This window comes from Moraxella canis (assembly GCF_002014965.1).
Taxonomy (GTDB): Bacteria; Pseudomonadota; Gammaproteobacteria; order Pseudomonadales; family Moraxellaceae; genus Moraxella; species Moraxella canis.
This window is the reverse complement of record NZ_MUXT01000008.1, coordinates 29,347-53,217: the sequence shown is the minus strand read 5'-3', so window position 1 is coordinate 53,217 and position 23,871 is coordinate 29,347. Positions and strand designations below refer to the sequence as shown.

Genomic DNA, 23,871 nt, shown 5'->3' with positions numbered 1-23,871 from the left:
TTTATTTATGAAAAGATACGCCTCATGAAAGCCTTGTTTGATTATATCCCACTCATCATATTTTTTATCCTATATAAAACGACCGAACCCACCGACAGCACTCATCCGATCTTACAGCTGATTGGGTCATCAGGCACGGATAATAACCACATTTTGGTAGCGACCTTTGGTTTGATTGCTGCGACGGTGGCGGTCTATGGCTACTTATTCATCAGTCAAAAGTTTCGTCTAGAAAAACAGCAGTGGTTTGTGCTGCTGATGACGGTGGTCTTTGGCGGGATTACCTTAGCGCTGAGCGATGCCTTTTATATTATGCTAAAAGCGGTGCTGATTAACGGAGCATTCGCCTTAGGGCTCTTGATCTCCCCTTTATTTACCAAGGATAATAGCCCCATCATCAAGCGACTGTTTGAGCCTGTATTTCACCTGACAGATCAGGGTTGGCGTCGGCTTAATTTGGCGTGGGTAGCGATGTTTAGTGTCATGGCAGGCTTGCACGCATTTTTTGCATTTGTGTTCGCTGATGGTAAGTACTGGGGTGAGTTTACCGCATTTGGTGATATGATTGTGATGTTTGGATTTTTGGGTGTGATGTTTTTTTGTTTAAGAAAAAATATCAGAAAAGACATCGCCTAAGGTGTCAATACAGCAAAAAAGCACTGTCTTTGGCAGTGCTTTTTCATATTAAGATGATGACTCATTCGCTGACAAAGGCGATTTTACCCAGTCCTGCTTTTGAAGCTTCTGCAAGCACCTGCGCGACGGTGTCATACTTGCCTTCTTTGTCGGCGCGTAGATTAATTTGGGGATTTTTACCTGCAGCCACCTGCTCACCAAGGCGGGCAGAAAGCTCATCTAGGCTTAGCTTTTCTCGATCCCAATAGATCCCACCTTCGGCATCAATGCTGATCTGTAAGACTTCAGGTGGAGCGTCATTCACCGATGCTGATGTTTTTGGCAAATCAAGCGGTACGCTTGGGTTTAGCACCGTCGCCGTCACCAAAAAAATAATCATCAAAACCAGCATGATATCAATCAGCGGGATCAAATTCATCTCATTCATACCGCTATCGTCATGATTACCCAATTCAAAAGCCATCGTGTACCTCTTATTGTGCAACTTTTGCTAAGATTTGATGCGCTGTATCGGTCGCTTGGTGGATCGCCTGCTTATTAATACGCGTGGCAATATTATAAAACACCACCGCAGGAATCGCCACTGCCAAGCCCAGTCCTGTCATGATCAGCGCCTCGCCCACAGGTCCTGCTACTTGCGCTAAGCCTGCTTGACCAGTCGCACCGATGCTGTGAAGCGCATGAAAAATCCCCCAAACCGTACCAAACAGTCCAATAAATGGCGCAATGGAGGCGGTCGTGCCAAGTATAGGCAATCCCTTTTCAAGTTCATAGCGATGGCGTGCGATCTGTTGAAGCAGTTTTTGTTCTGCGACCATCTTACGCTGAGCAAATGGCAGGCTCTCTAGCTCATCTGACCAAACCTTCGCGCTCAGCTGATTGCCGATACTCATTGCTTGACGACGAGAATTTAGCACACGCATGATACCAATCACCCACGAAACCAAAGACAAGGCGATCAAGATAAAAAACAGTGTCTTACTCACTGCATCAGTGTGCGACCAATAAAATGCAAAATCCATAAACTTACCTCAACTCTTAAATCAATCATATCATTTTTAAATTTCAATCAGCCGAATCAATTCGTACAGGCTTCATCTTTTTGCAATCTGAGCACGATCGGATAAATCGCCTTACCCACGCGCGTGACATTCCCCTCTTTGAATGGATGTAGGCGACCACGCCCTACCTGACGCGTGATTTGTCTGTCTAGATTTCTATCACCTGTTGAGCCATTCAGGCTGACATTTGAGATTTTACCTTCGGCATCAACACGGAAGCTGACTTGAACGGTCATATCCACATCTTTTCTTGATGAACAAAAATTACTGACTCTTGGCTTGGTTCTCCAGCTGGCATCGCTGATCGTGCCGATACCGCCTTCGATCACCTGATTTTGATTGTTCTGACCGCCACCGCCTTGGTCGTTGTTATTGCCTGCATTTTGTTTTTTCTTGGCAGCAGCGTCAGCGGCTTGTCTTTCGACTTTTTCGCGCGCCTCTCGCTGAGCTTTTTCGTGAGCTTGGCGTTCTTGCTCTAGACGCTCACGCTCGCGCTGCTCATTTGCCAAGCGTTCTTGTTCTCTGCGCTCATGATCCAACCGTTCTTGCTCGCGTCTTGCATTCTCTAGGCGCTCTTGTTCAAGGCGTTCTTGCTCAAGGCGCTGCTGTTCTCTACGCTCGTTTTCTAGGCGCTGCTGTTCTTGGAGTTTAGCAAGCTGTCTTTGGTGCGCCTCCCAAGCTTCTTGAAGCCGCCTTTGTTCAAGCAACTGCTCTGCATCAAGCTTAAGGTCGACTTCAGGTTCTGGATCGGGTGTAAGCTCATTGACAGGTTCAGGCTCAATATCTGGCTCAACTTCGGTTTTTTGCTCAACTTCAGGTTCTGGCTCATCTTGTGTGGACTGCTTAGGCTCAGTCTCGACTTCAGCTGCTGGCGCCTGCAATGAAGCACGCATCTGAGCCAAGCTTGCCTGCGCTACCTTTGGCTCGTTGGATGGGGCAGCGGATTCAAGATTATTTAAAATGACAGGCTTAGGTGGCGGCTCAATGGTGATAAATTCAATCTCCAAAGGCGGTGTGATGGGTGGTGTGGTCAGCGGTTTTATGGTCATATTTGCCAATCCCAATCCCACCAATCCATGCAAGGCAGCTGCCACCGATAAAGCTAATACTTTGATTTTCTTGGAATTATCCACCACAAACACCCATAAACACCCAAATATGGCACATCTATTGACAAAATTAAAAATAAGAATAGTAACGATAACGATTATCAATTGGCGTATTATGAACGATTTGGTCATAAATTGCAATGTTTGAGTAAAATTTATTTTACCAAAATCGGCTGCCAACTGATCGCAAAAGGTTATATTATAACATTAATTATCAATCTGCCAACCCTTCTCAAACAAGTTTACTTAAATTTTAAGCATAGTATTTTTTCTTGACAATTTATATAACTTTGCTAAGATTTGAAAACTTTTTTATTATACAACTCTCCTCAAATCCATAAAATTAGTTATAAGGATGACTATGAACTTAAAATTGACCATGCTGACTGCCACTTTAGTGACAGCTTTAGGAATCAGCGCTTGTAGCTCCCCATCGCAGCCATCAGCATCACTGCCGCCCAATAAAGACACACTCATCATCGCCAATGGTGCGGAGCCTGCCACGCTAGACCCCCAAAAAAGCCAAGATACCACCAGCTCTGCCATCATTCGGCAGATGTTTGAAGGCTTGGTGATGACTGATGCCCAAGGCAAAATCATACCTGGTCTAGCCGAAAGTTGGGAGACGACGGATAATAAAGTTTGGATCTTTAAACTGCGTGATGCCAACTGGTCAAATGGCGATGCCATCAGCGCGCATGATGCCGTCTTTGCGCTTCAAAGATTGGTCGATCCTGCTACTGCTGCTTATTATTCTAGCTATTTGGTCGACGCCAAAGTCCACAATGCGGAAAAAGTCGTAACAGGCGATCTGCCTGTGGACGCTCTAGGCGTTAAGGCATTGGACGATAAGACCTTACAGATCACCTTGGATGAGCCTGTACCTTATTTGGTGGATATGTTGGCGCTGCCAGTTGCTTATCCTGTGCCCAAAGCGGTCGTACAGGCACATGGGGACAGCTGGCTATCACTTGACAACATCGTGGTGAGCGGTGCTTATCGATTAAGCGACTGGGTGGTGAATAGCCATATTAATCTTGAGCGAAATCCTGCTTATTATGATAACGCCAATACAGCCATCGAAAAGGTGCAATTTTTACCGATCACATCAAGTGCTGGCATGAATCGCTACATGACTGGTGAGCTGGATATCAATGGCGTGCCGCCAGAAGTGATGGATAAAGTTCGCAAAGATTTGCCTAATGAGATGCATTCCGCTCCCCAGCTTTGTACATTCTATCTAGAGCCGAATTTTAAGTCAGCGCCATTTGATGATGTGCGCGTACGCCAGGCGCTATCTATGAGTATTGAGCGTAAAACACTGACCGATATTCTAAAACGCGATAACCCTGAAGCGTATCAGTTTACGCCCCTAGCCATTCAAGGCATCACTAAGATTAGCCCAAATTGGCAAGCGTTTGACCAATCCGCACGCTACGAACAAGCGATCAGCTTACTCAAAGACGCAGGATACGATGCTAACAATCCACTGAAATTTGAATTTTTTTATAGCACCAGCGAAACAGCCAAGATGCTCGCCAGTGCGATTGATTCCATGTGGAGACAAAATTTAGGGGGCGCTGTCCAAGCGTCTTTGATCAACCAAGAATGGAAAACTTTTTTGGATGCCAAAAACCAAGGGCGATATAATTTGGCGTTTTCGGGCTGGTGCGCTGATTATAATGAGCCAAGCAGCTTTTTGAATATCCTAAAAACAGGCAATAGCAACAACACTGGCAAATATAGCAGTGCGCAGTACGACGCCGTTATGGCACAAACGCTGCAGCCAGGCATTGATGATGCTGCTCGCAGCCGCCTGTATCAAGAAGCCGAAACCTTGATCGCCAAAGACACCGCAATCATTCCAATGTACTCAGCAATCAGCGTACGCTTGGTAAAACCCTATGTCAAAGGCTTTTCGCATGACAATCCTATGGATGATTATCATGTCAAAGACATGTCTTTTGAATGATATCTAATAAAAGTGCTTATCCAGCTTTTGGCAGCCGATTTGCTATCAGATCCAATCCATCTTCCGCCCAATGATGGCAGCCAATGCTGTGAGCACGATCTAAGCTTGCTTTTGCCACCAAATAAGCGCATGTGGTGAGATTAAGCTGCTCAATTTGGCTTTGGGTGGTGAGGTTTTGGGTGGATAACTCAGCCAAAGCCCCCGCCAAAAGCTCGACAGTTTTTGCCACATCATCTTGCCTGCGCATCACCCCAAGATGCTGCTGCATCAGTCGCTTGATTTGAGCGACATCCAGTGGCGCGCTTGATACAAGATTAAGCTGCTTTTGCGTCTGAATCGACCAGTTGGGCAGCACATCGCGGCTTACCCAATTTATCAATGACTCTTGTAACGATTTGGCAGCATTTTGCCCCATCACCAAGCATTCTAATAATGAATTGCTCGCCAACCGATTGGCACCATGCAGCCCTGTATACGCCATCTCACCCAAACAATACAAGCCCACCACATCACTTCGCCCACTGGCATCCGTCAAAACACCCCCACAAAAATAATGCTGTACAGGCGTTACAGGGATCGGCTGCTTGGTCATGTCCACGCCTTTGGCTAAGCAAGATTGATGAATTTTTGGAAAATGCAGTTTGATAAACGCATCCGATTGATGACTGATGTCCAAAAATACGCCCTGCGCGGTGCGCTGCATCTCCTGCGTGATGCTTCTTGCGACAATATCTCTGGGTGCAAGCTCCAGACGATCATCATAATTTGACATGAAGCGCTCACCTTGAGCATTGATAAGCCGCCCACCCTCACCTCTTACCGCCTCTGAAATCAGCGCCGTCTGAGCCATACCGTCATCAAAGCCTGTCGGATGAAATTGAACAAATTCAGCATTCACGATGCGGCAGCCTGCCCGATACGCCATCGCGATGCCATCACCAGTACACACTTCTGGGGCTGTGGTGTATTGATAAATCTGCCCCAAGCCGCCAGTGGCAAGCACCACTTTATCAGCATAATATTTTTTGGATTGATGATTCATCAAACAGACGACGCCTTGACAGTGTACTTTTTTTGTCTTTGCATTATAAGCAGTCAAAATATCTGTGACAAAACACCACTCAAGCACGTGGATATTTGGGCAAGATTGCATCTGCACCCAAAGACACTCCATGACTGATTGACCTGTATAATCACCCACATGACAAATACGCCGCCTACTGTGTCCGCCTTCTTTGGTTAAGTGTAAACCTTGTTCGGTGGCGCTAAAAGGTACTGCCAAATCACGAAGCCAAGCGATCGCATCAGCACCTTGGCGGATGATCTGCTCGGTCGTGTGGGGATCGCACAGACCTGCACCTGCGATGAATGTGTCTGTCATATGCGCTTCAATGCTGTCGGTCGGCGCCATCACCGCAGCGATACCGCCTTGAGCAAAGCGGCTTGACGCGTCAGCAATCTTACCTTTGCACATTAATAAAATTTGACAGTCCTTTGGCAAAGATAAAGCCGTCGTCAAAGCCGCCAAGCCACTACCGACGATCAGCACATCGTAGGATCCTTGCTCCATTATGCCGCCCCTAAGCCATGCGTGGGCTGTTTGGGCAATGTTTGTGAAAATTCTATCATCTTATTGAGTGCATGACGCGCATCAGCCATCAAAGACTCGGTCAGCTGAATCTCACCGGTGCCATATTTGAGCGCTTCATAAACGCCCTGAACGCCATTCATCGCCATCCAAGGACAAAACGCACAGCTTTTACAAGTTGCACTATTTCCTGCTGTCGGTGCTGCGATGAAAGTTTTTTGTGGGGCGTGTTTTTTCATTTCATGCAAAATCCCCAAATCAGTTGCGACGATAAAAGTTTTTTCGGGTCGGTGAATGGCGGCTTGTAGCAGCTTACTGGTAGAGCCCACCACATCGCCTTGGGCGACCACTTCAGCGGGAGATTCTGGATGCACCAAAATTACCGCTTCAGGGTGCTCTGCTTTCAGCTGCTCAAGCTCCAAAGCTTTAAATTCATTATGCACAATACAAGAGCCTTGCCATAAGATCATATCCGCGCCCGTCATTTGGCGAATATACTTCCCCAAATGACGATCAGGACCCCAAATGATCTTTTCTCCTTTGGCGTGTAAATGACTGACAATTTCAAGCGCCACCGAAGAAGTGACCACCCAATCAGCACGCGCCTTAACAGCGGCACTGGTATTGGCATAGACCACCACCGTTCTATCAGGATGCGCATCACAAAATGCGCTAAATTCATCAATCGGACACCCCAAATCTAGCGAACATTCAGCACCCAAATCAGGCATGAGCACGGTTTTATGCGGGCTTAATATTTTGGCACTCTCACCCATAAAGCGCACCCCCGCCACCAATAATGTTTTGGCATCGTGGGCAGCGCCAAACTTAGCCATCTCAAGCGAATCCCCAACGCAGCCACCTGTCGCCAATGCCAAATCTTGAATGTCAGGATCAACATAATAGTGCGCAACGATGACCGCCTCTTTTTGGATCAAAAGATCTTGAATATTTTGCTGATATTTAGCCAGCATATCTCTTGGTAACTCAGGTGGCACCTTCGCCCAAGCTTGCTTGATACGGCAAGCGGTTGTTGGCATATTGGATAATGGCGCTTCATAGTCAAACGCTTTTTGGGTATTTTTGTGCATCATAACCTCCTTTTACACCCTCTAACCCACATGGCCATTCAAATTATTTATGCTCATTTTGAGTATTAGTTTGACATATTATGCTCATTTTGAGTATAATGTAAAGCAGTTTTTGACAATGCGTCGTTTTTTGAAGGGTTTTGTCATAAAAAGTCCATTGAAAGTCAGTCAGATTTTTTTTAAAATGATGATTTTTCAATGACTTTTAATTATGAGCGTACATTCATCGCCCAATACCTTTCCAGATGATGGCTTGGTTGAACTGGTGACCGTTTTGACGGCTGTGACCGACCATAGACCTCGGGTGCTGACGGTCTGTGGCGGCGCCAAACTTCCCAGTGGTCAGCTGACGCCCATCCATCATTCGCTTCAAGCTGGCGTGAAAGACTGGGTGCGCAGTCAGACCACCCAGCCCATGGGCTATGTTGAACAGCTTTATACTTTTGTGGATGGTGAGCGTAAAAATGCTCAAGGAATGCCCATTTTGTATGTCAGCTATCTTGGGCTGGTCAAAGAAGCCACAGAACACAGCCTAAATCCTGATGCCACCTGGCAGGATTGGTATGATTATTTTCCATGGGAAGATCGGCGCAATAGCAGTGAGCCTACCAAGATTTTGGCAGGTCTGTATGCATGGGTGGATGCTGGCAACGATGCCCAAGAACGCCAAGAACGCCTAAGACGCGTACAGCTTTGCTGGGGTTTGTCGCCTTATACATGGTCAGAAGAACAGGTGCTGCTGCGCTATGAGCTGCTCTATGAGACAGGCTTAGTTGCCGAATCGCCTTGGCAAAACCCAAATTTTGAGCTTCGCCATACTGGTCGGCATATGCAGCACAGCCATCGCCGTGTATTGGCGACAGCGCTCGCCAGACTGCGTGCCAAGATAAAATATCGCCCTGTTATTTTTGAGCTCATGGCGGATGAATTTACCCTACTTCAGCTCCAAAAAAGCGTCGAAGCATTATCAGGTCAAGAACTCCATAAACAAAATTTTCGCAGGCAAGTTCAGCAGCAGAATCTGATAGAAGCCATCGAAGGCAGGTTTGCGCATGAGCGCGGTCGCCCAGCACAGCTTTACCGATTCAGGGACACCGTGCTACTTGAGCGCTTGCTGTCTAATACTCGCCTGCCCGTGAGTAAATGATTGATCATATAAGGATAACTTCATGAAAACGCCATTATTTGCGCTGCCGGATGCCCTGCTCATACCCACAGTTCAGGCGGCACTTTTGGAAGATCTGGGACGACGCGGCGACATCACCTCAGCTGCCGTCATCGACAAAAGCAGCACAGCAAATCTTGCCATCGTCAGCCGAGATACAGGCGTATTGGCAGGGATGGATTTGGCACGACTGGCATTTGAATGTAGTGATAAATCAATCACCTTTAATATTCAGGCATCGGATGGGGATATGATCAAGCCAGGTCAAGTGCTGGCTCATGTGTCGGGCAATACCCAAGCCTTACTCCAAGCCGAACGGACAGCGCTAAATTTTTTGACGCACTTAAGCGGTATCGCCAGCATGACAGCCAAAGCGGTCGCTCAAGTATCGCACACTCAAGCCAAAATTACCTGCACACGTAAAACCACGCCTCTTTTAAGAAATCTTCAAAAATATGCCGTACGTGCAGGGGGCGGCTGTAATCATCGCTTGGGTCTTGATGATGCCATATTAATCAAAGATAATCACTTGATCTATTCAGGCACCCTTAAGCAAACGCTAACACATGCCAAAGCTGCGGCAGGTCATCTGATCCCCATCGAAGTTGAAGTGGATACCATCGCACAGCTTGAAGCAGCCTTGGATGCGGGCGCTGAATTTGTTTTGCTTGATAATATGGATAATGACACGCTAAAACAGGCGGTCAAGCTGTGCCAAGGCAAAGCCAAGACCGAAGCCTCAGGCGGTATTACATTTGATCGCTTGCGCGCTGTCGCCGAATGCGGTGTGGATTATATTGCTTTGGGCTATCTGACCCACAGCGTCATCAATCACGATATCGGTTTGGATTTTTTGGATTAATGGTCTAAAACATCCAAAAAACCTGCAATCATATTTGATTAGCAGGTTTTTATTCGTCACATTTAAACCTCAACTTGATAGTTTAAAAATAATTCATCCGCTGGTTTGCCACGGATACCCCAATTTTCTTTAGGTGTCTCAAAAATGGTTATTTCCACATCTTGGGGGCAGATTTGGCACTCTTTAGATAAATACTCAAAAATCAGCTGAATGAAACGCTTCTTAGCAGCCACACTTCTGCCCACAAACATCGAAACCTCAATGATAATATAGTCATCACTTCTATCATCTGGATAAATAAAATCCTGAGCATCCAAAGCAATGAACCGCTGAAAACGCTTTTGGGCAGGGTATGCTAAAGCATCAACCAAAGCGCGGTGAATGGCATCACTAACAAGTTGTCTTTTTTGCTCAATCAGTGCTTTATGTGCATAAATCTTGATTTGGGACATCAATCCGCACCCACACTTGCCATCAGATCTGCCTGATGCTCGCGTAATAAGCTGTCCAAAAGCTCGGTCAAATCCCCTTCCATAATCGCATCAAGCTTATATAAAGTCAGATTGATGCGGTGATCGGTCATACGCCCTTGGGGGAAATTGTAGGTGCGAATGCGCTCAGAGCGATCGCCAGAGCCAACGAGATTACGCCTCATATCACTGGTGGCGTCAATTTGGGCTTGCACTTTGGCTTGCTGAATGCGCGCCACCAACATTTTCATGGCTTTTTCTTTATTGGCGTGCTGACTACGCTCTTGTTGGCATTCAGCCACCACCCCTGTTGGGATATGCGTGATACGCACCGCCGAATCCGTCGTGTTTACGTGCTGACCACCTGCACCGCTTGAGCGATATGTATCAATCCGCAAATCACTTGGGTTAATCTCCACACTATCATCAATCTCAACCTCAGGCATCACCGCAACCGTACACGCCGAAGTATGCACGCGCCCTTGAGATTCAGTAGCAGGGACGCGCTGTACGCGGTGCGCGCCGCTTTCAAATTTCAATTTACCGTACACGCCCACGCCAGAGACTCGGCTGATGATTTCTTTATAGCCGCCATGTTCGCCTTCATTGGCTGAGAGCACTTCGACTTGCCAGCCTTGAGATTGCGCAAATTTTTGATACATACGAAACAAATCGCCCGAAAAAATCGCCGCCTCATCACCGCCTGTACCCGCGCGAATCTCCAAAAATGCCGTCGCCTTATCATTGGGATCTTTGGGTAGCATCATCACATTGAGCGCCTCCTCAAGCGTCTCAATGCTTGCACGCGCCGTCTCGATCTCGTCAAGCGCCATTTCCTTCATATCAGGATCATTCAAAAGCTCGTTGGCAGTTTGTAAGTCTGCTTCTGCTTGCAAAAAGTCCTTCCAAGCAGCGGTGATCTCAGACAGATCGCTGTGCTCCATAGACAGCTCACGAAACTTTTTATTATCGCTGATGGTGTCAGGATCTGACAAAAGCGCGGTCACTTCTTCAAAACGATCAACCATTTGATCCAAGCGGTGGCGTAAAGATTCTTTCATAAATTTATTTCGGCTAAATATTTAGTAAATCAGTTATTTTGCCATATTTTTTAGGTTTTTGCACCGTTTTATGGGTGTCATTGCGTGGTTATAAGGATTATTCCTGAAATTTTGGTTGTTTCATCATGCTTGATTGTGCTAATCTGTCGCAAATTGTAATCTTTTATCAAGTAATCTTTGCAGTACTTGTACGTCTTGGCAGGCTTTCATAAAACACAGCAGCTGCGATGTTTGAACCTTTTTGAGTATGAACTTATGACTGATACAACCCTAAACCAAAGCCATAAATTGACTTGGCGCTCATTTGGACCTGGTATTTTGATGGCTTCTGCTGCCATCGGCGGCTCACATTTGGTCGCCTCGACACAAGCAGGTGCTTTATACGGATGGCAGCTTGCGATTATGATCATTCTTGCCAATTTTTTTAAATATCCGTTTTATCGTTTTGGCACAGAATACGCCTACTCAACAGGTAATAGCCTAGTGGCAGGCTATGCCAAAATCTCACGCGTGTATCTTTGGGCATTTTTTGTCTTGTGTATCATTTCGGGCATCATCAGTACAGGCGCGGTGGCGCTGCTTTGTGCGGTGATCTTAGGGCAGATTTTACCTTGGGAACTAAACACGCTTGCGCTTTCAGGCATCGTGATGGTCACTGCATGGGTGCTGTTATTTGCAGGTCATTATCGCTTTTTGGATGGCTTAACCAAGTGGATCATCGCCTCATTGACAGTGGCAACTGTGGCAGCTGTATTTATCGCTGCAGGCAAGCCTTCTGCCATGGCAGCCGACTTTATGCCTGCCTCACCTTGGAATTTGGCGGCTCTTGGATTCATTGTCGCACTCATGGGCTGGATGCCGGCGCCGCTTGAGTTTTCTGCCATCACTTCGGTGTGGACTTCCAAGAAAATTCGCACCGATCATACCAGCCGTTTTCAGGGTTTTGTCGATTTTAATGTTGGCTACTTTACTTCAGCGATCTTGGCAGTGCTATTTTTGGCGCTTGGCGTATTTGTACAATATGGCACAGGCACTGAGATCGCGATGCAAGGCGGCGCTTATGTGCCACAGCTGATCAATATGTACACTGAAACCATCGGCAGCTGGTCAAAAATGCTGGTCGCTGCGATCGCCTTTTTATGCATGTATGGCACAGTCATCACCTGTGCTGACGGCTATGGTCGTACCAATTCAGAAAGCCTATCGCTGATTTTGACCAACACCACAGCCGACACCGAAAAATATGTCGCCAAATGGACTGCATTCACGATTGTGGCAGGCTATGGCTTGATCGCATTCTTCTTAGGTCAAATGGCGGCACTGCTCAAATTTGCCATGATTTCAGCATTTGTGACCGCACCGATTTTTGCCTATTTGAATTACTCTTTGGTCAAAAAAGAAGGTCATCTGAGCACCACCATGAAATGGTATGCGCTGGCAGGCATTGTGTTTTTGACAGGCTTTACCATACTGTTTTTATTGCAATTTTTTGGTATCATTGGCTAAATTTATCCATCTTACCCCAAGCGATCGCCAAGCCAAAGTTGCTTGGCGATTTTTTATGATTATTCGATAGTTGTAGATTGGTTTATGCATTAGCTTATTTTTGATCAGTCATCCGTCAAAAAAGCCAAAAATTTATCAAAATCGGTTGCCAAGCCTTAAAAAATATGGTTTGATATACTCATTCCATATCAAGAACAAATGTTCAGTATAAAGAACATATCACCCACTGGAACAAAAGGAAGTCCTATGAGCCAAACCAATCAGTCTTTACTCACCCGTCGCCAAAACGTGTTACCCACAGGGCTTGGCGTAGCATTCCCCATCTTTGCCGATCATGCCAAAAACAGTGAGATTTGGGATGTCGAAGGCAAGCGCTACATTGATTTTATCGGTGGCATCTCGGTGCTCAACACAGGGCACAGCCATCCGCGTATCGTCGAAGCTGTCAAGGCTCAATTAGACCGCTTTTCACACACATCAGCGCAGATTGTCAATTATGAAAGCTATGTTGAGCTGTGCGAAAAATTATGTGAGCTTGCCCCCATTTCTGGCGACAAAAAAGCCTTTTTATTGACCACAGGTGCCGAAGCGGTGGAAAATGCTGTCAAGGTGGCGCGCGCTAAGACGCGTCGTCATGGTGTGATTGCTTTTCAGGGCGGCTGGCATGGGCGCACTTTGCTTGCGATGGGCTTGACTGGTAAAGTCATTCCTTACAAAAAGAACTTTGGTCCCATGCCTGCGTCCATTTATCACGCGCCGTTTCCTTGTGAAGAAAATCATGTCACCGAAGAAGAGGCGCTGCATGGGCTTGAGATGATCTTTAAATGTGACATCGATCCTAGTGAAGTGGCAGCTATCATCATTGAGCCTGTCCAAGGCGAAGGCGGTTTTCACCAGCTAACGCCCAGTTTTGCCAAATCACTGCGTAAGATTTGTGATGAGCATGGCATTGTACTGATTTTTGATGAAGTTCAGTGCGGTTTTGCTCGTACAGGCACGCTGTTTTGTGCTGAACAGCTTGGTGTTGAGCCAGATTTGATGACCTGCGCCAAAGCACTGGCGGGTGGTTTTCCCATCTCGGCACTGATCGGACGCGCGGACATCATGGATGCGCCGCAAGTCGGCGGCTTGGGCGGCACTTACGCTGGGTCGCCGCTTGGCACAGTGGCAGCACTGGAAGTCATCAAGATCATCAAAGAGGAAAATTTGCTAGAAAAAAGTCAAGCCATTGGCAATAAAATGTCAGCATTTTTGGAAAATTTAAACAGCCCAATGATTCAGCACATCCGCCATAAGGGCGCCATGCTTGCCTTTGATATCGTTGATGAACAAGGCAATCCTGATGTCGATCAAACCAACGCCCTAAAATCTTATGCCTTTGAGCAGGGGCTACTACTGGCATCTTGTGGCACAAACTTCAATACCATCCGCGTGATGATGCCTTTGACCATTCAAGATGAAGTATTGGAGGAAGCTTTTGAAATCATTGGCAAATTTTTTCAGCGCTAAGCATTGATAGCGATGTGCCAAACTTACCCAAACTGCAAAGTTTGACACAAAACATCTTGGCATCCAAAATCAGTGATATTTTGGATGTCAGCCATTCAAATAAAAAATCATGGCTTTGAGTGGCTAAATTCACATAAAATAAGGATTTTTTATGGCAAATCAACATGGTTTAAGTAAATCTTTAAGCACCATTGACATCGTCGCACTCGCTTTTGGTGCGATGATTGGCTGGGGCTGGGTTGTGCTGGCGGGCGGCTGGGTCAGCTCTGCTGGCGTGCTTGGTGCGGTCGTTGCTTTTTTCATTGGCGGACTTGCGGTGCTACTCATTGGGCTGGCTTATGCTGAATTGGCAGCGTGTATGCCCATCACAGGTGGTGAGCACACTTATACGCATCGTGCTTTTGGGGTGCATGTCTCTTTTATCTGTTCATGGAGTATTTTATTTGGCTACTTGTCTGTCGTCGCCTTTGAGGCAGTTGCCCTACCGACTGTGGTTGAATATCTCATTCCTAATTTTAATCAAGGCTATATGTACAACATCGCAGGTTGGGATGTCTATGCCACTTGGGTGGCAGTTGGGATGCTTGGTTCCATCATCGTCACTTGGCTGAATGTTCGTGGTTTAGAAGTCGCTGCATGGTTCCAAAAACTTGCCGTATTTGGCATTGTTTTGGTTGGGATCATGCTGTTTGTTGGGGCACTGCTATTCAATCCTGAAGCCAGATTTGATAATCTTGGCTTACCAAACTTTATCAATGGTACAGCAGGCATTATGACGGTGATTATTATGGTACCGTTTATGTTTGTGGGCTTTGATGTGATTCCACAGGCAGCCGAAGAGATTGATCTTAGCCGTCCTAAGATCGGTTTGTTTTTGTTTGTCTCGCTCATCATGGCGATCATGTGGTACATGGGGATTGCTTGGAGTGTGGGCTATACATTATCCGCCGAGCAAGCTGCCAGCTCAAGCCTAGGTACTGCGGATGCGATGGTGAATGCTTGGAATAGCAAATGGGCAGGCGTATTGCTGATTATTGGTGGTGTTTTGGGCATTTTGTCCAGCTGGAATGCGTTTTTGATTGGCGGCAGCCGCCTGATGTACGCCATGGCAAAATCACATATGTTGCCAGAATTTTTGGGTAAAATTCATCCAAAATACGGCACGCCTGCCACAGCGATCATGCTGATTGGTGGTTTGGCGACACTGGCACCATTATTTGGTCGTAAGACGCTTGTGTGGATTGTAGATGCAGGTGGCGTGGGCATTGTCATTGCTTATACTTGTGTGGCAGCAGCGTTTTTATATTTACGCTTTAAAGAGCCTGACATGGTGCGACCTTTTAGAGTACCTGCCGGCAAATTGGTTGGCGTCATCATCTTATTGGTCAGCATCGGTATGATTAGCCTGTATCTGCCTTGGGTACCATCAGCGCTGACGCCTGTTGAATGGGTTATCTTTGGCGTGTGGTGCTTGATTGGCGCACTCTTATATGGCTATGCTTATAAGAAAAATCCTGGCAAGAGCCAAGCTTTTATGGACGAAGAAATCCGCGCCATCAAAGAAGCCAATCAAGTCTGGCTCAAAGAAAATGGCATGCCAAGTCTTGCCATTGAGCGACAAGCTAGTCGCCGCAATCCCTAAACAAAATCAGTCTATGATTTGACAGCGGCTTTTGTCGCTGTTTTTATTTTATGAATTAACCCAAAATTCAAAGGTCAAATTGCAAGGTCGAAATCAATCAAGCCAAAAGGGTGAATCATTTATGACCACTTCATTCAGTCAATCAATCACACATAAATAAGCAGCGCCTTTTGCACTGCTTTTATTGATGAGAGATTTAGTGAAAGTTATTCGCTGACATCCATGCACCAATATTTGGTGGTGACATATTCTTCGATGCCATATTTTGAGCCTTCACGCCCAAAGCCTGACTGCTTCACACCGCCAAATGGTGCAACTTCGGTTGATAAAAGCCCTGTATTTTGGGCGACCATGCCATATTCTAGCGCTTCAGAGACGCGCCAAGCACGAGCATGGCTTTGGGTATAAAAATACGCTGCCAAGCCATAGATGGTATCATTAGCATGGCGGATGACTTCTTTTTCATCCTCAAAGGTCATGATCGGTGCAATCGGACCAAATATCTCCTCATGAGCGATATCCATCTCATCACTGATGCCACTGATGACAGTTGGCGTAAATGACAGATCGCTTGCTTTATGCGGTGCACCGCCAGTGACCAAGGTCGCCCCTTTGTCAAGCGCATCATCCAAAAGTGACTGCACTTTTTTGAGCGCCTGTTGGTTGATCAGCGGTCCGACATCGGTTGAGTCATCAGCGCCGTCACCGACCTTGAGCGCCTCTACTTTTTGCTTAAACTTCGCCAAAAATTCATCCTTAACCGAGCTTTGGACATAGACGCGGTTAGCACACACACAAGTTTGCCCTGCGTTTCGATACTTTGAAGCAATCAGCCCTTCTGCTGCCTTTTCTAGATCAGCATCATCAAACACGATGAAAGGTGCATTGCCGCCGAGCTCCATGGACAGCTTTTTGACGGTGCTTGCGCACTGCTCCATGAGCACTCGCCCTACTTCGGTGGAGCCTGTGAATGACAGCTTATGGATGCGTGCATCTTTGGTGAGCACCTCGCCAACCACAGACGATTTGCCAGTGACGACTTGTAATACACCCTCAGGAATGCCTGCTTGTTTTGCCAAATATCCGAGTGCCAGTGCAGAAAATGGCGTCTCGGTGGCAGGCTTGATGATCATGGTGCAGCCAGCCGCCAGCGCAGGCGCCGCCTTACGCGTGATCATCGCCGATGGGAAATTCCAAGGCGTAATCGCGGCGCACACACCCACTGGCTGCTTGAGCACCACATAGCGCAGTGACTGATTGGCGCTTGGGATGACATCTCCATAAATGCGCTTGGCTTCATCAGCGAACCAGCGTATGAAGCTATTGGCATAACCAATCTCACCGCGCGACTCCTTGATGGGCTTGCCTTGTTCATAAGTCATGATCAGCGCCAAATCCTCTTTGTGCGCATCAATCAAATCTGCCCAAGCATGTAAAAGCTTGGCGCGCTCACTTGCTGTCGTATTCGCCCAGCCTACCTGAGCGGTATCGGCGCACTCAACCGCTTTTAGGACAGCCTCTTTTGATAAACTGGGTATCGTCCCTAGCGTCTCACCTGTAAAGGGATTGGTCACTGTGATGGTATCGCCTGAGTCGGCATTGACCCATTCGCCGCCGATTAAGCAAGCCTGCTTTAGCAAATCAGGGCAGTCAAGGGGAATGGATGAAGTTTTGGTCGTCGGTTGGTTCATAGCACATCCTTTTTACTGATAAATTATGACCTAAAAATGGTGGATTGAATTAATTGTTCGATATATTGAACATATGTTCTTTATATTGTACAATATAGCACTAAATATTTTGGAATACAAGACCAAAATTCAGGGTTTTGCCAAGCAAGATCAGTTGCATGAATATCTTGTATAGACAGTTTAAGATATGCGATAATTTGGCAATTTTACACATTTAACCTCATCAATGACATCAGAACCCACCATGAACAGTACACCAAAATCATCAGCCGCTCCCAAGGCAGCCAGCGTACCTGCGCTTGATAAAGCCTTTGAAATTCTTGACTTTATCACCCAAAGCCCCTCGCCCGTCTCTGCTGCTGCCATCGCCAAAGAGCTGGGGCTGGCTCGCTCTACCACTCACAACATCTTGCAAGCACTCAGCGCAAAAGGCGTGCTGTACAAAGATGCCAATCATTTGTTTAGCTTAGGTTCGTATTTATTGTATTGGGCGGGACGGTTTGAGATGGCGCATGGCGTGGCTGGGGTATTTCATGAGCTTGTGGCAAGTTTTGATGAGCTTACGCCCTATACGGTCACCTTATCGACGATAGATTTTGAGCGCGGCGAAACGGTTTTTTTGAGCTCGCATCAAGGCACCAGCGCGATTGACTTTGTGTTTCGGCGCGGCGTTCGAGTACCTGCCCTTTTTTCGGCGACAGGCAAAGCCATCCTAAGCCAGCAGCCTTTTGAGCAGGTTGTCTCAATGTATCCAGACTTCCCCGCACCGCTGACCGAGCGCGGCGTGGCTGATTTTGATCAGCTCAAAGGGGAGTTTGAGCATATCAAGCAAACACGCTTATCGCTTGACGACGGTCAGCTGCGACTTGGCATGACGTGTATCGGCACCTACATCCAAAGCCCTGATGATAAGGTCAAGCTTGGCATTGCTGTGTCTTTATCCGACAGCGAATATGACGACAAAAAAGCAGAAATTGGCGATGCGCTCATCAAGCTTGCCCAAGCCATCGAAAATCGCATGGGAATTAGTAAAATTTAATCATCCGATCCGATAGCTTGATCACCAAAACAGCCTAAGCTCTTGATATTTATAAAATAAAAGCAGCGGATGGCTGCTTTTATTGATCCTTAAATCACAGGCTTAGATGACGCCATTTTGCTTAAGTGTTTCGATGCTTTGATCATCCAGATATTTGGCAAGCACTTGAGCGGTGTCCGCGCCAAGCAGTGGTGGTGCGGTGCGGTACTGCACGGGCGTATCGGATAATTTGATGGGATTACCCAGCACCTTGACAGGCGAGCCTGCAAACTGATGCACCATGCCGCGGTGGCGTGCTTGCGGTGTGCCGAGCGCTTCATCAATGGTGTTGATTGAGCCACAAGGAACGCCTGCATCATCTAGCAGATCCAACCAATACGCCCGAGTCTGACTGACAAAAACCGCTTGCATGGCAGGAATCAGCAGCTCACGGTTTATCACACGCTTAGGGTTTGTAGCGTAGCGCTCATCGGTATGCCATACCTGCCCAAGCGCCTGACATAGCCGCTCAAACTGTCCATCATTACCACAGGCAATAATAAAATGCCCATCCAAAGCCGCAAAAACTTGATAAGGCACAATGCTTGCATGAGCATTCCCCAGTCTTGGCGGCGTGGCGTTGGTTGCCAAATGATTCATGCCGACATTAGCGAGCATGGCAAGCGCACTGTCAAACAGCGCCACATCCACCCACTGCCCCCTGCCTGTCTGCTGGCGTGCATATAAAGCAGTCAAGATACCTACCGTCAGCTGGAGACCTGAAAACAGATCCACCACCGCCACCCCGACTTTTTGGGGCGCGCCATCAGCCTCACCAGTGATACTCATCAATCCTGATATACCTTGGATGATATAATCATAGCCCGCTTTATGAGCATCTACTCCCGTCTGCCCAAATCCTGTCAAAGACGCATAAATCAGACGCGGATTGATCGCTTTTAGGCTATCATAATCCAGCCCATATTTTGCCAAATTACCCACCTTAAAATTCTCAACCAAAACATCGGCATCTTTGACCAGCTTTCGTATGACTGCCTGACCGTCTGGATGTGAGATATCCAGGGTCAGCGACTGCTTATTGCGATTGACTGTGGCAAAATAAGCACTGGTCATGTTGCCATTGTCATCTTCAAAATTGGGCGGGTTCCAGTGGCGAGTCTCATCGCCTACTTTTGGACGCTCAATTTTTATCACTTGGGCGCCAAAATCCGCCAAAATCTGTGTGGCACTCGGTGCCGCCAAAACTCGTGATAAATCAATCACCTTAATCCCTTGAAGTGCCTGCGGCGACAAACCCAAATCACTGACGTTATCCATCATCATTCCTTTTGATCATAAACTTTATAACAATAAAAAACGGGCAGAAGTACGCCCTCGCCCGTTTTAAAAAATATTTTAAGACATGAAACCAATCAGGCAAAGGCTTGGATACCTGTGATCGCACGACCCAAAATCAGTGCATGGACATCGTGCGTGCCTTCGTAGGTATTCACCGCCTCCAAATTCATGGCGTGGCGAATCACATGGAACTCATCGCTGATGCCATTGCCGCCATGCATATCGCGTGCCACACGGGCGATGTTCAGCGCCTTACCGCAGTTATTACGCTTAATCAAAGAAATCATTTCAGGCGCTGCCTTGCCCTCGTCCATCAAACGACCCACTTGTAGGGCAGCTTGTAAGCCTAAGGTAATCTCAGTTTGCATATCGGCAAGCTTGAGCTGCATCAGCTGAGTGGCGGCTAAAGGACGACCAAACTGCTTGCGATCAAGCGTATAAGTGCGCGCCGCCTGCCAACAAAATTCTGCCGCACCCATCGCGCCCCAAGCGATGCCATAGCGAGCTTTATTTAGGCAGCCAAACGGTCCTTTGAGCCCGCGAATGTCGGGGAACGCGTTTTCTTCTGGAACTAACACGCGATCCATGACGATCTCCCCTGTGATTGATGCCCGCAGGGAAAATTTGCCTTCGATTTTTGGGGCAGATAAGCCTTTCATACCTTTTTCAAGGACAAATCCACGAATCTGACCTTCGTCATCTTTTGCCCACACCACGAATACATCCGCAACCGGTGAGTTGGTAATCCACATCTTAGAGCCGTGTAGCTCATAGCCACCCTCGACTTTTTTGGCGCGCGTTTTCATACTGGCAGGGTCAGAGCCTGCATCAGGTTCGGTCAAGCCAAAGCAGCCAATGTACTCGCCTGTCGCAAGCTTGGGTAGGTATTTTTGTTTTTGGGCTTCGGTGCCATAAGCATAAATCGGGTACATTACCAAGCTTGACTGCACACTCATCGCCGAGCGATAGCCAGAGTCCACCGACTCCACCGCTCGCGCCACCAAGCCATAGGCGACATGCGAAAGCCCCGCACAGCCATAGCCTTCAAGGGTCATGCCCAGCAATCCAAGCTCGCCCATCTGTCTCATGATATTGGTATCAAAGTTTTCATGGCGGTTGGCTTCGATGATGTTTGGCATCAGCTGTTTTTGACAAAAGCTCTTAGCAGTGTCATAAATCATGCGCTCTTCTTCGGTGAGCTGAGTATCTAATAACAAGGCATCTTGCCAATCAAAAGGTGGGCGACTCATGATATCTCCTTATCAATGCAATGAATGTCATGGTTATTCAATATACTGTACAAAAGTTCTGTATATTGAAACATGTCCCTATTTAATCAAATAAAACGTGCTTTGTAAAGGGGCGGCGGATAAATTTATTCACCCCTTTTTATTTCGTTAGCCTTAAGCCTGTTAGCGGATATGGACTGACTTACCATAACTTGGATAATACATGCCATCACTTAGATGGCTGCTTACGATGACTGCTTACAGTTTAATCTCATATTAAAATAGCTCACCACCCAAAAGATGATGAGCCGCCAATAAGGTCATGGTGCATTAGCGATGATTTGGTTAATGGTTAACCAATTAAGATGCCAATAAAGATTTTTCACGCAAAAAATCTTCCGCCACTTTCTTTTCGTTCTGACCTTGATTTTCTACCAAGTCGTTCATGCGCGCCATATCTTGTTCTGAAATCAGCCCATCGATTTTCATCAGTGCCGATTCAAGCTTTGGGTGCTTTTGTAGCGCTTCTTGTCTGACGACTGTGCCTGCATGATAATGGGTATAAAATCCTTGGTCATCTGTCAGTACTTTTAGGTTTGGATTGGCTAAGGCGCCATCAGTGGTTGAGATGCTCACAACATCAATTTGACCATTATTCAGCGCTTGGTATTTTAGGCTGATATCTAGGTCTTTGGTGCTCTTAAATTGATAACCATAAGCATCACTCAAAGCCTTGTAGCCATCATCACGCTCAAAAAAATCATACTCAGCGCCAAAAGTCAGATTTGGGCTATAAGGCGCAAGCTGACTAAAGGTGGCGATCTGATGATCATTGGCGTAGTCTGAGCGCACCGCCAAGCCAAAAGTGTTATTAAAGCCGTACATCCCCACCCAGCGAAAGTCGTATTCCTTTTGATAGCTTTTTTTGAGCTCTTCTAACAGTACAGCTTGATCAGCGATCGGTTCATTTTTTAGGACATAAAGCCACGCGGTACCTGTATATTCTGGATATAAATCGAACTCACCTTTAACCATGGCAGGATGAATATTTGCCGTACCCCCGCCGATACCTTTGGTGATTTCGACCTTTGAGCCGGTTTCTTGCTCAATGAGTATGGCGAGCATCTCAGCGATGATGAATTGTTCGGTCATGGGCTTGGTAGCGATACGAATTTTATCATCTTGGCTTTGGCAAGCGACCAATAAAACACTCATCAGCAGCAAAGCGGATTTTTTAAGCATAAGATTTTCTCCATTTGATTGATTTTTCAAAACGCGCTAGCACAAAGTCAGCCAAAAAGGCAATGAGCATGATCAAAATACTGCCAACCACCGTCATGGCAGTGCTATTCGTCGTGATGCCGCGATAGATCGCCACGCCAAGCCCGCCTGCGCCAATAAAAGATGCAATACCCGCCAGCGCAATGGTCATCACAAGCATCGTACGAATGGATGATAAAATAATCGGCAGCGCAAGCGGCAGCTTGATACGGCGCAAAATCTGCCAACGCGTCATCCCAAAAGCTTCAGCAGCTTCTATCAACCCCACATCAATCTGCTTAAGCCCCGTATGCGTGCCATTGACCATCGGCAATAGCGCATAAATCACCAGCGCAATGATCGCCGAGACATTACCAATACCACTCACCAAAATCAGCAAGCCGAACAAAGAGATGCTTGGAATGGTATAAATGATGTTGCTCATCTGAATGACAAACGGTGCTAGCTTCCTATTTTCGGTGATCAGCACACCAAGCCCGACCCCGATCACGATCGCAAAGCCTGCTGCAATACCACAGATCATCAAATGCTCAGCAAAAAGTCGCATAAAAAACGCAGAGCGAGTGGTCAGCAGCTGCAAGGATTCCTGAATGATAGTCACGCCATATCCTTTGATTTTTTTATAAATTTATTTAAGTGAGTATAAATACTTACCACTTCATTTTATATGACCAAGGCGCATATTACAATGTTAAGCTTTGTAAAGATTGTAATAGTGGGTAAATAAAAGATGGGTTCCATCTGCTATTAAAATACTCGGGGGTATTTTGAGATTAGAAAAATTACGCATATCACACAAAGTCATTTAGTGACTTATGGTCAATTATATTTTATTTTTTTGTATATTCCATCAAAGATATTTATGTTTTTGATATACGCTCCCGTGAAGGGAGCGACGCCGGTCGCACAGCTAAATTTGTCAAAGCAATGGCTGTTTCAACACACGCTCCCGCGAAGGGAGCGACTTGATGAGTTTATCTCAAAGTCGCAAAAAACGGATGTTTCAACACACGCTCCCGCGAAGGGAGCGACATGCGATCAGCTGTCGATTTGTCAGCTTCAGTTAGTTTCAACACACGCTCCCGCGAAGGGAGCGACTCTTGATGATTCAAGAGCTGCTGTAACTCGCTCTCGTTTCAACACACGCTCCCGCGAAGGGAGCGACGCAAGGCTGGCACAAAACCCTATCGAACGTCGTGGTGTTTCAACACACGCTCCCGCGAAGGGAGCGACTAGCCCAAATGATTTATATGAGATAACTAAAGACGTTTCAACACACGCTCCCGCGAAGGGAGTGACTATCTTAAGAAAAACACAGTTTTCATTAAACGATGTTTCAACACACGCTCCCGCGAAGGGAGCGACGCCCAAATGTCGGCATCAAAGCTAAGATTGCAACAGCAGTTTCAACACACGCTCCCGCGAAGGGAGCGACTAACTTAAGCTCAAGCTATGAAACGCTTGACGAAGTTTCAACACACGCTCCCGCGAAGGGAGCGACTAGACTAAAACGACGAGCATTGGAGCGTAAAAATGGTTTCAACACACGCTCCCGCGAAGGGAGCGACTTTTTACTTACGCCGTTAAAGAGCTGTTTTTAATCGTTTCAACACACGCTCCC

General features: G+C 46.8%; 20 protein-coding genes and 1 CRISPR repeat array. Of the genes, 8 read left to right on the top strand and 12 right to left on the bottom strand.

The window, feature by feature from the left end:
* The first annotated feature begins 24 nt into the window (after positions 1-24).
* Entirely contained in the window at positions 25-636 is a 612-nt protein-coding gene (locus B0180_RS06380; protein WP_049237705.1) for an inner membrane-spanning protein YciB, read from the top strand.
* Positions 637-697: 61 nt separating this feature from the next.
* Here the strand turns inward: B0180_RS06380 and B0180_RS06375 are convergent, their stop codons facing one another.
* From B0180_RS06375 to B0180_RS06365, 3 genes are read right to left on the bottom strand one after another with little or no spacing between them, the layout of a single operon-like run.
* Positions 698-1,099 carry an ExbD/TolR family protein gene (locus B0180_RS06375; protein WP_049237703.1) on the bottom strand — a complete coding sequence of 134 codons (402 nt, stop codon included), beginning with the start codon at positions 1,097-1,099 and terminating at the stop codon, positions 698-700.
* A 10-nt stretch (positions 1,100-1,109) separates the two neighbouring features.
* A complete protein-coding gene (locus B0180_RS06370; protein WP_078256174.1) occupies positions 1,110-1,658 on the bottom strand; it encodes a MotA/TolQ/ExbB proton channel family protein in 549 nt (182 codons plus the stop codon).
* 56 nt (positions 1,659-1,714) lie between these two features.
* On the bottom strand, positions 1,715-2,830 hold the full coding sequence (locus B0180_RS06365) for a TonB family protein (protein ID WP_078256459.1): 1,116 nt from the start codon (positions 2,828-2,830) through the stop codon (positions 1,715-1,717).
* Between the two features lie 337 nt (positions 2,831-3,167).
* On the opposite strand from B0180_RS06365, the gene B0180_RS06360 reads away from it, so the two are divergent.
* On the top strand, positions 3,168-4,778 hold the full coding sequence (locus B0180_RS06360; RefSeq protein WP_167366932.1) for an ABC transporter substrate-binding protein: 1,611 nt from the start codon (positions 3,168-3,170) through the stop codon (positions 4,776-4,778).
* Positions 4,779-4,794: 16 nt separating this feature from the next.
* Here B0180_RS06360 and nadB read toward each other — a convergent pair whose 3' ends face one another.
* Together nadB and nadA are read right to left on the bottom strand one after the other, a co-directional pair.
* Positions 4,795-6,348 (bottom strand): L-aspartate oxidase, encoded by a 1,554-nt coding sequence (nadB, locus tag B0180_RS06355; protein WP_078256172.1) that lies wholly within the window; start codon positions 6,346-6,348, stop codon positions 4,795-4,797.
* Positions 6,348-7,457: a quinolinate synthase NadA gene (gene nadA / locus B0180_RS06350; RefSeq protein ID WP_078256171.1), complete on the bottom strand. Its 1,110-nt coding sequence runs from the start codon at positions 7,455-7,457 to the stop codon at positions 6,348-6,350. The genes nadB and nadA overlap by 1 nt, the downstream gene beginning before the upstream one ends.
* A gap of 211 nt (positions 7,458-7,668) precedes the next feature.
* Here nadA and B0180_RS06345 point away from each other — a divergent pair, with 211 nt between their 5' ends.
* Both B0180_RS06345 and nadC read left to right on the top strand, forming a co-directional pair.
* Positions 7,669-8,604 (top strand): NUDIX hydrolase, encoded by a 936-nt coding sequence (locus tag B0180_RS06345; protein WP_078256170.1) that lies wholly within the window; start codon positions 7,669-7,671, stop codon positions 8,602-8,604.
* 22 nt (positions 8,605-8,626) lie between these two features.
* Positions 8,627-9,484 carry a carboxylating nicotinate-nucleotide diphosphorylase gene (nadC, locus tag B0180_RS06340; RefSeq protein ID WP_078256169.1) on the top strand — a complete coding sequence of 286 codons (858 nt, stop codon included), beginning with the start codon at positions 8,627-8,629 and terminating at the stop codon, positions 9,482-9,484.
* A 62-nt stretch (positions 9,485-9,546) separates the two neighbouring features.
* Here the strand turns inward: nadC and B0180_RS06335 are convergent, their stop codons facing one another.
* Together B0180_RS06335 and prfA are read right to left on the bottom strand one after the other, a co-directional pair.
* Positions 9,547-9,936 (bottom strand): tautomerase family protein, encoded by a 390-nt coding sequence (locus B0180_RS06335; RefSeq protein ID WP_078256168.1) that lies wholly within the window; start codon positions 9,934-9,936, stop codon positions 9,547-9,549.
* On the bottom strand, positions 9,936-11,015 hold the full coding sequence (gene prfA, locus B0180_RS06330) for a peptide chain release factor 1 (RefSeq protein ID WP_078256167.1): 1,080 nt from the start codon (positions 11,013-11,015) through the stop codon (positions 9,936-9,938). Before prfA ends, B0180_RS06335 begins: the two co-directional genes overlap by 1 nt.
* A 255-nt stretch (positions 11,016-11,270) precedes the next feature.
* Between prfA and B0180_RS06325 the strand changes: the two genes are divergently transcribed.
* The 3 genes from B0180_RS06325 to B0180_RS06310 all read left to right on the top strand — a co-directional run bounded on the left by B0180_RS06325 (position 11,271) and on the right by B0180_RS06310 (position 15,672).
* On the top strand, positions 11,271-12,521 hold the full coding sequence (locus B0180_RS06325; RefSeq protein WP_078256166.1) for an NRAMP family divalent metal transporter: 1,251 nt from the start codon (positions 11,271-11,273) through the stop codon (positions 12,519-12,521).
* A gap of 246 nt (positions 12,522-12,767) precedes the next feature.
* Positions 12,768-14,030 (top strand): 4-aminobutyrate--2-oxoglutarate transaminase, encoded by a 1,263-nt coding sequence (gabT, locus tag B0180_RS06320; protein WP_078256165.1) that lies wholly within the window; start codon positions 12,768-12,770, stop codon positions 14,028-14,030.
* A 151-nt stretch (positions 14,031-14,181) separates the two neighbouring features.
* Positions 14,182-15,672, top strand: a complete 1,491-nt coding sequence (locus tag B0180_RS06310; RefSeq protein ID WP_078256163.1) for an APC family permease — start codon at positions 14,182-14,184, stop codon at positions 15,670-15,672.
* A gap of 206 nt (positions 15,673-15,878) precedes the next feature.
* On the opposite strand, the gene B0180_RS06305 is transcribed toward B0180_RS06310, so the two are convergent.
* Complete coding sequence (locus B0180_RS06305) at positions 15,879-17,363, bottom strand: NAD-dependent succinate-semialdehyde dehydrogenase (RefSeq protein WP_078256162.1); 1,485 nt, start codon at positions 17,361-17,363, stop codon at positions 15,879-15,881.
* Positions 17,364-17,607: 244 nt separating this feature from the next.
* On the opposite strand from B0180_RS06305, the gene B0180_RS06300 reads away from it, so the two are divergent.
* Positions 17,608-18,402, top strand: a complete 795-nt coding sequence (locus B0180_RS06300; protein ID WP_078256458.1) for an IclR family transcriptional regulator — start codon at positions 17,608-17,610, stop codon at positions 18,400-18,402.
* Between the two features lie 102 nt (positions 18,403-18,504).
* Here B0180_RS06300 and B0180_RS06295 read toward each other — a convergent pair whose 3' ends face one another.
* From B0180_RS06295 to B0180_RS10200, 4 genes are all read right to left on the bottom strand, one after another.
* Positions 18,505-19,719 (bottom strand): CaiB/BaiF CoA transferase family protein, encoded by a 1,215-nt coding sequence (locus tag B0180_RS06295; protein ID WP_233424944.1) that lies wholly within the window; start codon positions 19,717-19,719, stop codon positions 18,505-18,507.
* A gap of 95 nt (positions 19,720-19,814) precedes the next feature.
* Positions 19,815-20,990, bottom strand: a complete 1,176-nt coding sequence (locus B0180_RS06290) for an acyl-CoA dehydrogenase (RefSeq protein WP_078256160.1) — start codon at positions 20,988-20,990, stop codon at positions 19,815-19,817.
* A 339-nt stretch (positions 20,991-21,329) separates the two neighbouring features.
* Positions 21,330-22,211: a glycine betaine ABC transporter substrate-binding protein gene (locus B0180_RS10205; RefSeq protein WP_205276495.1), complete on the bottom strand. Its 882-nt coding sequence runs from the start codon at positions 22,209-22,211 to the stop codon at positions 21,330-21,332.
* Entirely contained in the window at positions 22,204-22,851 is a 648-nt protein-coding gene (locus B0180_RS10200; protein ID WP_208609390.1) for an ABC transporter permease, read from the bottom strand. Before B0180_RS10200 ends, B0180_RS10205 begins: the two co-directional genes overlap by 8 nt.
* Positions 22,852-23,115: 264 nt before the next feature.
* Positions 23,116-23,818: direct repeats of the CRISPR family, unit length 32 nt; unit sequence GTTTCAACACACGCTCCCGCGAAGGGAGCGAC.
* Positions 23,819-23,871: the final 53 nt, after the last annotated feature.

Coding starts and splice junctions, on each gene's coding strand:
- B0180_RS06310 (WP_078256163.1), top strand. CDS start 14,182: ATGGCAAATCAACATGGTTTAAGTAAATCTTTAAGCACCATTGACATC.
- B0180_RS06305 (WP_078256162.1), bottom strand. CDS start 17,363: ATGAACCAACCGACGACCAAAACTTCATCCATTCCCCTTGACTGCCCT.
- B0180_RS06325 (WP_078256166.1), top strand. CDS start 11,271: ATGACTGATACAACCCTAAACCAAAGCCATAAATTGACTTGGCGCTCA.
- gabT (WP_078256165.1), top strand. CDS start 12,768: ATGAGCCAAACCAATCAGTCTTTACTCACCCGTCGCCAAAACGTGTTA.
- nadB (WP_078256172.1), bottom strand. CDS start 6,348: ATGGAGCAAGGATCCTACGATGTGCTGATCGTCGGTAGTGGCTTGGCG.
- B0180_RS10205 (WP_205276495.1), bottom strand. CDS start 22,211: ATGCTTAAAAAATCCGCTTTGCTGCTGATGAGTGTTTTATTGGTCGCT.
- B0180_RS06300 (WP_078256458.1), top strand. CDS start 17,608: ATGAACAGTACACCAAAATCATCAGCCGCTCCCAAGGCAGCCAGCGTA.
- B0180_RS06375 (WP_049237703.1), bottom strand. CDS start 1,099: ATGGCTTTTGAATTGGGTAATCATGACGATAGCGGTATGAATGAGATG.
- nadA (WP_078256171.1), bottom strand. CDS start 7,457: ATGCACAAAAATACCCAAAAAGCGTTTGACTATGAAGCGCCATTATCC.
- B0180_RS06345 (WP_078256170.1), top strand. CDS start 7,669: ATGAGCGTACATTCATCGCCCAATACCTTTCCAGATGATGGCTTGGTT.
- B0180_RS06370 (WP_078256174.1), bottom strand. CDS start 1,658: ATGGATTTTGCATTTTATTGGTCGCACACTGATGCAGTGAGTAAGACA.
- B0180_RS06360 (WP_167366932.1), top strand. CDS start 3,168: ATGAACTTAAAATTGACCATGCTGACTGCCACTTTAGTGACAGCTTTA.
- B0180_RS06335 (WP_078256168.1), bottom strand. CDS start 9,936: ATGTCCCAAATCAAGATTTATGCACATAAAGCACTGATTGAGCAAAAA.
- nadC (WP_078256169.1), top strand. CDS start 8,627: ATGAAAACGCCATTATTTGCGCTGCCGGATGCCCTGCTCATACCCACA.
- B0180_RS06295 (WP_233424944.1), bottom strand. CDS start 19,719: ATGGATAACGTCAGTGATTTGGGTTTGTCGCCGCAGGCACTTCAAGGG.
- prfA (WP_078256167.1), bottom strand. CDS start 11,015: ATGAAAGAATCTTTACGCCACCGCTTGGATCAAATGGTTGATCGTTTT.
- B0180_RS06380 (WP_049237705.1), top strand. CDS start 25: ATGAAAGCCTTGTTTGATTATATCCCACTCATCATATTTTTTATCCTA.
- B0180_RS06290 (WP_078256160.1), bottom strand. CDS start 20,990: ATGAGTCGCCCACCTTTTGATTGGCAAGATGCCTTGTTATTAGATACT.